The 10750-nt window shown below is 32.1% G+C and carries 7 protein-coding genes; 3 read left to right on the forward strand and 4 right to left on the reverse strand.

The features are described 5' to 3' along the window. Window positions 1–63: 63 nt before the first annotated feature. Window positions 64–1002, forward strand: coding sequence for a DDE-type integrase/transposase/recombinase (locus N508_RS08985; protein WP_023276087.1), 939 nt, complete (start codon window positions 64–66; stop codon window positions 1000–1002). Between the two features lies 1 nt (window position 1003). On the opposite strand, the gene N508_RS08990 is transcribed toward N508_RS08985, so the two are convergent. The 4 genes from N508_RS08990 to N508_RS09005 form a co-directional block, all read right to left on the reverse strand. Next, the gene (locus N508_RS08990) at window positions 1004–1840 is read right to left on the reverse strand and encodes an IS3 family transposase (protein ID WP_076653984.1); all 837 of its coding nucleotides are present in this window, start codon (window positions 1838–1840) and stop codon (window positions 1004–1006) included. Continuing rightward, entirely contained in the window at window positions 1771–2328 is a 558-nt protein-coding gene (locus N508_RS08995; RefSeq protein ID WP_023274985.1) for a hypothetical protein, read from the reverse strand. The genes N508_RS08990 and N508_RS08995 overlap by 70 nt, the downstream gene beginning before the upstream one ends. Before the next feature lie 226 nt (window positions 2329–2554). After that, window positions 2555–2875: a hypothetical protein gene (locus tag N508_RS09000; RefSeq protein WP_023276089.1), complete on the reverse strand. Its 321-nt coding sequence runs from the start codon at window positions 2873–2875 to the stop codon at window positions 2555–2557. 71 nt (window positions 2876–2946) lie between these two features. Next, window positions 2947–5253, reverse strand: coding sequence for a flagellin N-terminal helical domain-containing protein (locus tag N508_RS09005; protein WP_023276090.1), 2307 nt, complete (start codon window positions 5251–5253; stop codon window positions 2947–2949). A gap of 1989 nt (window positions 5254–7242) precedes the next feature. Between N508_RS09005 and N508_RS09010 the strand changes: the two genes are divergently transcribed. Continuing rightward, on the forward strand, window positions 7243–9537 hold the full coding sequence (locus N508_RS09010; protein WP_023276091.1) for a flagellin N-terminal helical domain-containing protein: 2295 nt from the start codon (window positions 7243–7245) through the stop codon (window positions 9535–9537). A 375-nt stretch (window positions 9538–9912) separates the two neighbouring features. Then, a complete protein-coding gene (locus N508_RS09015) occupies window positions 9913–10194 on the forward strand; it encodes a hypothetical protein (protein WP_023276092.1) in 282 nt (93 codons plus the stop codon). Window positions 10195–10750: the final 556 nt, after the last annotated feature.

The raw sequence follows: 10750 nt of genomic DNA on the forward strand, positions 1-10750 counted from the left end.
AATACCTCTTAGTATATAGTATAAAATTAAGCAAAAAACTAAACTAAACTAAGAGGTATAACAATGAATAAAGTGATAATAACAGAAGAAATGCGATTTCGTCAACGGTTATGTGAGTATGCATTAAAAAAAGGAGCAACGAAAGCAGCCCGCAAATATCAAGTGAACCGTATGTTTGTATACAGGCATTTAAAGAAATATGATGGAACAGTTCAGAGTTTATCTTTTAAAAGTCGTAGACCAAGAACCAGTCCAAATAAGCATAGTAAAGAAGAGCTTGATTTAATATTTAACACATATGCCGAGCATGGTTTGTATGGTAATGCGGAGGTATATGTCAGACTTCTAGAAATTGGTTATAATCGTAGTTTTGGCAGTATGTGTATGCAGATAAGGAAGAAAGGCTTAAAGTCATTAAACAAGTCAAAAAAGAGCTATACAAGATATGAACCAATAACAGGTCAGTATATAGGCGACAAGGTTCAGATAGATATAAAATATGTTCCACAGGAATGTATAATGTTTTCCAGCTATGGTAAAAAATATTATCAGATAACAGCGATAGATGAATACAGCAGAATGAGAATATTAGAAATAGTAGAAGAAAAAAGCACATTTGAAACAGGTAAGTTTTTAGACGAACTGGAAAGTAAATTTGGCTTTCCACTAAAAACAATTCAAGTGGATAATGGCTATGAGTTTGTAAATGATAAGGAAGTTACAAACAAGAAAAGCTATTTTGAAGAGACAGCTGAAAAGAAAGGATATACTATTAAACGAATAAGACCTTATTCACCTTGGCAGAATGGAAAGGTGGAAAGAAGTCATAGAGAGGATGGAAAAATTTTATATGCAAATAATAAATTCTATTCCAAAGATGAATTAATTAAGGCTCTTAAACAGCATGAAGATAGATATAATAATACTGCTAAAACATGCTTAAATTTTAAATCTCCATATGAGATTGTTATTGAAAATAAATTATTGCTTGATTTATATTAAATTAAGATTTATTTTTTATTAAAAATGTAACATATGTCCTGTTAGTTAAGACTATATTTTTGAATTTGTTAATATAAACCAATTCACATTTTAAAGTAGCAAAGAAACTTTCCATAACAGCATTATCATAGCAGTTGCCACGCCTTGACATACTCTGCTCTATATTATTTTCCTTTAATAACTTTCTAAATTGATTAGCCTGATATAATATACCCTGGTCTGAATGTATCATTAACCCTGTTGTATCTTTTGTTTTATCTATTGCCTGTTTTAAATTATCTATTACCATTTCTTCATTATTATATTTGCTTACACTGTATGCTGTTATTTCTCTGTTATACAAATCCATTATTGCTGATAAATACACCTTTTCATTATTAATTTTTATCTCTGCCACATCTGTTACCCATTTTAAACATGGTTTCTCACTTGTAAAGGCTCTGTTTAATTTATTGCTGCATATATGACTTACTCTGCCTTGTTTATACCTTTTCTTAACCCTGATTATTGATGAAATATTTAATTCCTTCATTAATTTTGCTACTGTCTTCCTGTCATAAGTATAACCCAGTTTCTCTAATGCCTTTGTTATTCTTGGATAGCCGTAAGTCTTGTTAGATTTTTCATATATTTCTAATATATATGCCTTGACTTCTGCATATTTATCTAATGCAGCAGGCTTTTTAACATTATAATAGTAAGTGCTTCTTTTCATATTACTCACAGACAACAGGATATCCAAACTGTAATACAGCCTTAATGCAGTTATTATTTGTGCTTTTTCTGTTGAACTCTCTGTTCCTTTGACTGCATTAAGGCTTCCAGCTTTTTTAAATATGCATTCTCCGCTGACTTGTAATAAAGCTCTTTTTCAAGCTCTGATATTCTCTCTTTTAATTGTCTTACTTCTTCACTATCATCTGATTTAGTGAGTTTAATATCAGTAGAGTTTGAGTGTTTACTCTTTTTACTGTTCGGGATATTCTTATCTGACATATTATCTCCAATAAACTTACTGCAAAACTTATTCCAGTCATATATTACTGATGCTGATGGTATATTAAAATATAGTGCTGTCTGCTCATAACTTAAATTATTTGATGCCTTATAAGTTAACACATTTAATTTAAAATCTCTACTATATTCATTGCGGGTAAAGCTATGATGTAAACTTGATTCGCCTGAATGCTTATATCTGTTATAGATATTACATATTACTCCTTTATGAATTTTACAGCATCTTGATAATTCACTGGCACTCATTATTCCATTTTCTATGACTGTTACTAGATATTTCTTAAACTCATAGCTGTATTTTCTTGCCATATACACTCCTTATATGGCTAGTACAACTTTTTCGGGTAAGTTCAGTATCTTAAAAACATACAAATCTCTTTAACCTATAACAGGTTCAACAGTGATACATATACAACCTATATTAAGTTAACATACTTTTAAAAAATATGTATTTTATAAATAAAAACCCCGATATATTAAATATCAGGGTTTATTCATTGCCACTATTTAGGCATTAAGTTTAATACATCTGATTTTAATTAGTGTTTTTCCACATCATTTTAGCAAGCTCTATAATATCTTCTGATGGGAAAGCATCTACTAAATTATCAGCTTTTTCTCCGTCAAGATTTTTTATGACATTTTTTAACTCTTTATTAACTTCTTCAACACTTTCAAGTTTAAATTCGCTTGAATTTCTATTCATTTGAGCAGAAAGAAGTCTTATGTCATAAATATCACTAAAGCTTACTTTTTCAGCTTTGTTTCTCTCCACTTTTTTATCGTTTTGAGACCCGCGGTATGCGGAATCACTCAAACTTGTATCTATTTTAGATACTTTGTTAATATTATCCATAAGCATACCCGCCCTTTTATATTACTTAACCTAAATGGTATAAGTTTGAAACATATACCATTTATTATTTATTATGCTAATAAAGTCATTGCATAATTAGGGATTTGGTTAGCCTGTGCAAGCATTGCAGTAGCTGACTGCATTAATACCTGCTGTGCTGCTAAATCACTAGATGCAGTAGCAATATCTAAGTCACGGATACGGCTTTCAGCAGCAATCATATTTTCCCTTGTAGTATTAAGGTTAGTAATAGTGTATTCCAGCCTGTTTATTTGAGCACCTGCTGTTGCTCTTGATTTTGAGATTTGTTCAAGTGCTAAATCAAGTTTAGTAATAGATGACTGTGCGTCATCAAAAGTTGCAACATTAACATCATTAATACCCATAGATTTAGTATCAAGCCTGCCAATAGATATATCTAATGTCTGACCTTCGTTTGCACCTATTGCTGCTTTTGTTGCATTATCTGTAATATGCAGGAATGTGCTGTTTGTGCCTGATTTTGCTTTAAATTCCATAGTGTTAGAAGCAGTATTAAATATAATATCTGCAGCAGATGATGGAGTAATATCAATATCTACACCTTCTATTACATTACGAAGTCTGCCGTCAGTAATAGTATCTTCTCCAACAAAAGCGCCAGTATTAGCATTTTGAACAGATACTGTTAATGCTGAGTCTGTTGCTTTTTGAGTTTGAGTAACACCAAGTGCATTTAAAATACCTTCATCACCAACAAATGTTAAATTAGAATCTTTTCCTAATACTGCACCTTGAATTGTGAATGAGCCAGCACTTGCACCATTTGTGCCATCATTTTCAGTAAACTGAACTAAATTTTTATTAACAGATGCAGAAGCAGAACTGCCATTTGGAGCACCCATGTTAAGCTGGTCAATAATAGCAGAATTTAATTTATTTTTTAAATCTTCTATTGTATCACTGCCTTCAAGGATAACTTTTGCCACATTACCATTTCCGCCATATATACTGATTTCTTGTGTATTATCAAGCACCATTCTACCGTCTGCATTGGTAAACTGTGCAAGCTGAGAAAGTTTTGTATATTTAGAAGCTACATCACCTTCGCCTAATATATCTATTGTGGCTGTGCCTGATACTATTTTGCCTTTTTCAAGTGTTACATCCATTGAGCCGTAATATACATTTCCTGCTTTATCCATTTGTGAAGTATAAATTGTATGAGTTGTTGCAGTAGCAGAGTTTGTTGCACCAGCTGTAATATGTAATGTGGAGCCTGTTGAACCAACTTTGATTGTTGCTCCACTTGTTGAGCCTGCTCTACCAGCTGCTACATTTACAAGCATTTTATCTCCGTCATTCCATGCAGCAGTTCCAAATGTTGCTGTGCCGCTGCCTGCAAAAATCCTGCTTGCTATTCCTGCAAGATTACTAAATGAGTTTGAGCTTGTAACGCCAGCAACACCACCAGTGGAAGCTACATTTGCAGAAGCCCATTCACTTAATTCACCAGTTTTTGTATTCATTACACGGAAACGGATTTGACCTGTGCCATTTGCTGACCTGTCTCCTACTGCTTCTATTTCTATTGAATATGAGTTTGCACCAGTTGCTGCAGCACTAGCAGAAGCAAAGCTTGTTACAGTTATGTTTGACATACCGCCTGTTCCCCCAGTAAGTGAAGCAGAACCTGCTGTTACTGCTCCTGAGCCTTTAACTGTTACTGTAATACCTGCTGTTGACATATCAACAGTTCTAAGCATACCTTGAATGTTATCAAATTTTGTTATGCTTGTGCCGTTTGTTGTAATATCGTATGACATATTGCCTTTGCCAAGTGTCATCATATTAGATTTGTAAACTGAGTTTTTACCGGGGTCTAATGTATAATTTATTTTATAATCACCGGCAGCAGGAGCACCTTTAATAATTGCTTCAATATCGCCGCTTGATGCTGACCAGATAGCTGCTGCATCACCATTTAAAAGTTTTTTAGTGTTGAACTCTGTTGATGATGATACACGGTCAATTTCCTGTTTCAACTGGTCTACTTCAAGCTGTAACATTGCTCTATCATTAGAAGTATAAGCTGGGTCGCCTGCCTGAACTGCAAGCTCTCTTATACGCTGAACCATAGATGTCATTGAGCCCATTGCACCCTCTGCTGTCTGTAACATACTTATTGCATCTTGAGAGTTTGTTGCTGCTTTTGCAAGACCAGAAATCTGTCCTCTTAATTTTTCTGATACTGCCAAGCCTGAAGCATCATCTGAAGCTGAGTTTATTCTTAAACCAGTAGATAATGCTTTTAATGTTTTTGTTAAACTGTTATTAGCATTGTTAACGCTGCTTTGAGCGCCTATTGCTGTTGAGTTATTGATAATTGAAATAGCCATATTAATATCCTCCGTGAATACAGCTTATACAAACTTTACATATTCATCCTTGATATGTAAGCTGCATTTTATTTAGTAAAAAATGCCCGCCAAAGCATATTTTTACTAATATTTTCCTTGCATAGATATTGTATAGTAATATCAGACTTAGAGTATTATTTTACTTTTCTTTCTTCTCATCTCCTTAACAAAACAAAAAAAGCCGCATCAGTGTTAACTAATGCGGCTCAATTGTGTTGATACATACATTTATATTTATAAATATTCAATAATAAATGTTTCAACAGCTTTATCATATATATAATATGTATAACTAACTATGCTTAAATATTTTATTTATATGCAGATAAATATGAATAATATACATACTTCATAAACAAATACTGATTAAAGCATAGTGATTAAACATAAAAAAAACCAAGACACAGGGTATAATCCTGCCTTGGCTCATATATTTTGATACCATATTTCAATGTAATATAAGCTATTCATCCACTAATAACTTACAATGCTAAGCTGTTTAAACAAACTTAGCGAAAGAAACCCCCTGATTTCACTGGCAGGTTCTTATTCGCTCCATATATATATGCAGTTTACGCACATGCTGCATATTTTAAACATATTATACACACGCATAGTATAATATATATAATATTTTATATATTTTTTTATAAATTGCAATATTTTTTTTGGTGATACCAGTATATTTTTTTAAATCCACTCATTTTTAAGATACTTTGCTTAAAAATCAAGTTCAGCATGACATAAGTTGAAGTGTATAAATGCTCTATTTAACTTTGTATATTTTTTAATGCAAAAGTATTTTTATATTGTATATATTTTTGATATACTAAAATATGTATTCCTGAGTGAGTATCAACGAGCGAAGGAACTATTAATATTATAGATTATACTATTTTAGATACTTCGCCTTTGGTTCAGCATTGACATAATTTTTTTAAAAAAATTCTAAAGTATTTTTTTTATATACCGATAAATAAGCCATAAAGGGAATATATAGTTTATAAAACCTTTAAAAAAATAATAAAAAATACTAAACTTATTTAAAATATTTCCGATAAAGAAAATGTGTAAGGAAATTATAAAGAATTAAAAATTGATTTTAACATAAAGGCATCAAAAAAATTGAGCTGGTAGAGATTATCTCTTTATCAGCTCTTTTTTTTTAAACAGTCAGTATTATTGTTAAATAGATAGTTATTATTCTTAATGTGATGTTTTTTATATTTTAAATATGATTATATCGGTATTAAACCAATTAAGCCGGCTTTATGTTTTTGCATAATGTCGGCTTTTTTTATTTATAAATATTGGTGTATTCAGGTTTTATCAATAAGGTTTTTCAAAACCTTATTAATAAGGCTTGATGTATAAGCTTTTTCCTTTTGAGCATGCTTTTCAGCAGTGTGAGCAGCTGCTGGTAAGCGAATGTAATTTGTGTATATGCAGTATGATACATGAATAAGTATTAATGAGAGAATTAATAGAGCTGTTTAAGTTATTTTCAGGCTGAAAAGCCACTTGCGCGGAAAATCAACAAAAGCAGCGGGCTATATTATTTTAGAGAGGTGAGAATAAATTAAAGAAATTTTAGTTTAATTTCAGGTTTATAAGTTATCCATAAACTTTAGTGCAAGGACAAATTTTTATACAGTAAAGTAAGGAAGAATATGCCTGAAAATATATGCAGTGTAGATAATATAAAATACTCATGCAGCAGTATATTTTTAGGATAAGAACCATATCTTTATGTATAAGAACATTATGTTATACCTTATGTTTATAAGGTAAATAATAACATTTTATGGCATATAAATATGCTATTATGTAATTAACAACTAAAAAATTTTTTTAGCAGACAAATTTAAATTTAGATAGGATGAAATATAAGAACACGGATGTTCTTATAAAGCTTTTCATTATAGTTGGAAGGATAATGATTAAGCATATTTCATGGAGGATAAAATTATGGCTCTTTCAATAGTTAATAACTCAACAGCAATAGGCGCTCAAAGCAGCGTTAACAATGCTAATAATAACTTAACAAAAACAATTAAATCATTATCAACTGGTTTAAGAATTAACTCTGCATCAGACGACGCATCAGGTTTAGCAGTATCAGAAAAATTAAGAGCACAGATTTCTGGTTTAAACAAAGCAGCAACAAATGCTCAAGATGCAATAAGTATGTTACAGACAGCAGAGGGAGCAATGGGCTCAATGACATCTATGGTTCAGCGTATAAGAGAGCTTGCAGTTCAGGCAGGCGACCCAGCTTATACTTCTAATGATAGAGCAATGTTACAGCTTGAAGTAGACCAGTTGAAACAGGAAATTGACCGTGTATCATCATCAACAGAGTTTAACACTAAAAAACTTTTAAATGGTGATGCAGCTGCATTATGGTCAGCATCTAATGGTGATATTGAAGCTATTATTAAAGGTGCCGCAGCAGAAGGCAACTATAAAATATCTTATGATGTAGACCCAGGTCAAAACTCAGTATATAAATCAAATATTATGCGTCTTGGCGAAGGTGAAATGTCATATGACATAAATACAAATGGCACAAGCATAACAAAATTTGATAATATTCAAGGTATGCTTCGTGGCAGTGATATGACTATTAAAGTTAAAGGCACAGCAGCAACAACAGCTTCAGCAGTATTTACTGGTGGAACAGGCGGCATGAATTCTGCTGCAATGACAGCAGCTGGCTTTACATCAACAGCATTAGCAACAGTAACTGGTGGAAACTCATATTCAATAGAATTTGAAGCAGTAGGAGACAGGTCAGCAAGCGGCACAGGTCAAATCCGTTTCCGTGTAATGAATACTAAAACTGGCGAATTAAGTGAGTGGAAAACAGCATCAGTTAATAGTGCAGGGGCAGTGCTAAATGCATCAGCAATATCAACTGGTTTAGCAGGTCTTGATAAACCTGTTCTGACATCAGCTGCTACAACTTTTACAGCAACAGCAGCTTGGACAAGTGGAGATAAAATGCTTGTAAATGTTGCAGGTGTAAGAGCTTCAAGCTCAACTTCAGCAACTATTCAGATAGGCTCAACAGGCTCTACTTTACATATTAATGCAGATGCAACTAATTCTGCTACTGCTACAACCCATACTGTTTACACATCCCAAATGGATAATGCAGGTAATGTATATTACGGCTCAATGGATATAAAATTTGAAAAAGGTGCTATAGTATCAGGCACAGCATCAATAGATATATTAGGCGAAGGTGATGTGGCTTCTAAATATACAAAACTTTCTCAGCTTGCACAGTTTACTAATGCAGATGGCAGAATGGTTCTTGATAATACACAAGAAATCAGCATATATGCAGGCAATGGCAAAACAGCTAAAGTTACACTTGAAGGCAGCGACACAATAGCAGATTTAGAAAGCAAATTAACAGCAGCGTTAGTTGACCAGCTTGGTATGGGAGCAGATGTAACAAATACAAGTGCAACAACAGTTAATAACAACCTTGTAAAATTTGTAGAAGATACAAGTTCTGGAGACAGGGCAGTAGCTGGCACATTTGTAATACAAGGTGCAGTATTAGGTAGTGACTCTAATCTTACATTTGTAGGTGATGAAGGTGTGCTTAATGCGTTAGGTATCACTCAAATCCAAAAAGCAAGCGACTCAGCATTAAATGTAAGAGTGCAGGATGCCCACACTGGAGCATTTATAGGTGAAGATACAGTAACAGATGGAAGACTTCGTAATGTCATACAAGGTGTAGATATTGATATTAAACCAGAATCTGCAACTAATATATCATTTGATACAGCAAGCAATACAATGAAATTTCTTGCTAAAGGCGAGCCAACAGTAGCATATCTTCACATTAAAGATAACTCAACAGTGGCAGCAATAGGTGCTAATGAAGGTCAAACATTAGATATATCTATAGGCAGACTTGATACAAAATCTATGGAAATAGATGGTATCACAGTAGCTACACTGGAAGATTCGCAAAAAGCAATAACAAAACTTGATATGGCATTAGAGCAAATATCAAAAGCAAGAGCAACAGCAGGTGCTCAAATGAATAGGTTAGAATATACTATCAGCAACCTGAATACAACAAGGGAAAACATGGTAGCAGCAGAAAGCCGTATCCGTGACTTAGATATAGCTGTAGCTTCTACTAATTTAGCGGCACAACAGGTAGTTCTCCAATCAGCAACTGCAATGCTTGCGCAGGCTAACCAAATCCCAAGCTATGCAATGCAGTTATTAGGCTAGTAAAGGAATACAAATATAAAGGTGGGGATATTTATCCCTGCCTTTTAATATTTTTATTAAGTATTTTATCAAAATGTTTAATAAAGATATTAGTTTTAATATTAATAATAAATAGGATAATGTTTTAAACAGTTTGCAGGTTCTATTAATTATAACTTGTGGCAATCGCAATACTGTATAAAATTATTGTAGTTTATATATTATAGATACTTCGCCTTTCAGGCTCAGTATGACCGTGCAGTGTATTTATTATTTGTAAAATATTTCACACTTGTTGTCTATTCTGAGCAAAGCGAAGAATCTGATGCTTGTAAACTGTAATTAGAGCTGCAAACTTTTTGGGACACTATAATTTTAAAAGCGGAGGGTTATGTTATGGATAACGAATATAAAGTATCATGGATAGATACCAATCCGCAAAACTCATCATACAAAAATGAGTATTTTGCAAAAATAAAAACAGAGAAAAAAAGTTTATCTCAAGATTTAAAAGATAAATATGAGCATCGTTTACAAAAAGGTGAATTTACTGTATTAGATAATATTGAAGCAAAATCAAAACTGGAAAATGTGCTATCGTTTTTACCAAATATTAATCCTGATGGACTTGTTGATAATATTTCTTATGATTTTGTTTCATACTGCAGCAGTTTTTAAAAGCAATATATAAGTATATGTTTACACACAGAGCCTTATTTATATTATATCTGCTTGAATATGCAAGGGATATAATGTATTGCTGGTGTAAATTTTAGATTTTTGTATCAAAATAATTGGGCTGAAAAACTAACTTGTTTTATCAGTCTTTTTTTGTTGACAAAATTATATATAAGGATTATAAGTAAATTAATATCGGTTATGATATTAAGAAACTTTAATAAAAATAATGCTTTGCATGAAAATATGACGACCAAAGTATTTAAAATATAGTCACTCTGAATGAAGTGAAGAGACTAAAATTTATATTAAACTGTGAAATTTAGATTCTTTGCCTTTTTTAAAGGCTAAGAATGATATACAAGTAGTTAATAATAAGAGTTGCAAGGACAAAATTTTTAATAAAAGTTATAAAATTTAAAATGGTATTAATACAATTAAGCCACTATCAAGGTTATCCTTTTTAGTGGTTTTTTTATTTAAATTATTTATAGATTTTTGCTGTATGATTAGAATAGATATTCTACTTTAATAGTATATTACTTTCTATTCATGC

Source organism: Mucispirillum schaedleri ASF457 (assembly GCF_000487995.2).
Taxonomy (GTDB): Bacteria; Chrysiogenota; Deferribacteres; order Deferribacterales; family Mucispirillaceae; genus Mucispirillum; species Mucispirillum schaedleri.

Coding starts and splice junctions, on each gene's coding strand:
- N508_RS08985 (WP_023276087.1), top strand. CDS start 64: ATGAATAAAGTGATAATAACAGAAGAAATGCGATTTCGTCAACGGTTA.
- N508_RS08995 (WP_023274985.1), bottom strand. CDS start 2,328: ATGGCAAGAAAATACAGCTATGAGTTTAAGAAATATCTAGTAACAGTC.
- N508_RS09000 (WP_023276089.1), bottom strand. CDS start 2,875: ATGGATAATATTAACAAAGTATCTAAAATAGATACAAGTTTGAGTGAT.
- N508_RS09005 (WP_023276090.1), bottom strand. CDS start 5,253: ATGGCTATTTCAATTATCAATAACTCAACAGCAATAGGCGCTCAAAGC.
- N508_RS09010 (WP_023276091.1), top strand. CDS start 7,243: ATGGCTCTTTCAATAGTTAATAACTCAACAGCAATAGGCGCTCAAAGC.
- N508_RS09015 (WP_023276092.1), top strand. CDS start 9,913: ATGGATAACGAATATAAAGTATCATGGATAGATACCAATCCGCAAAAC.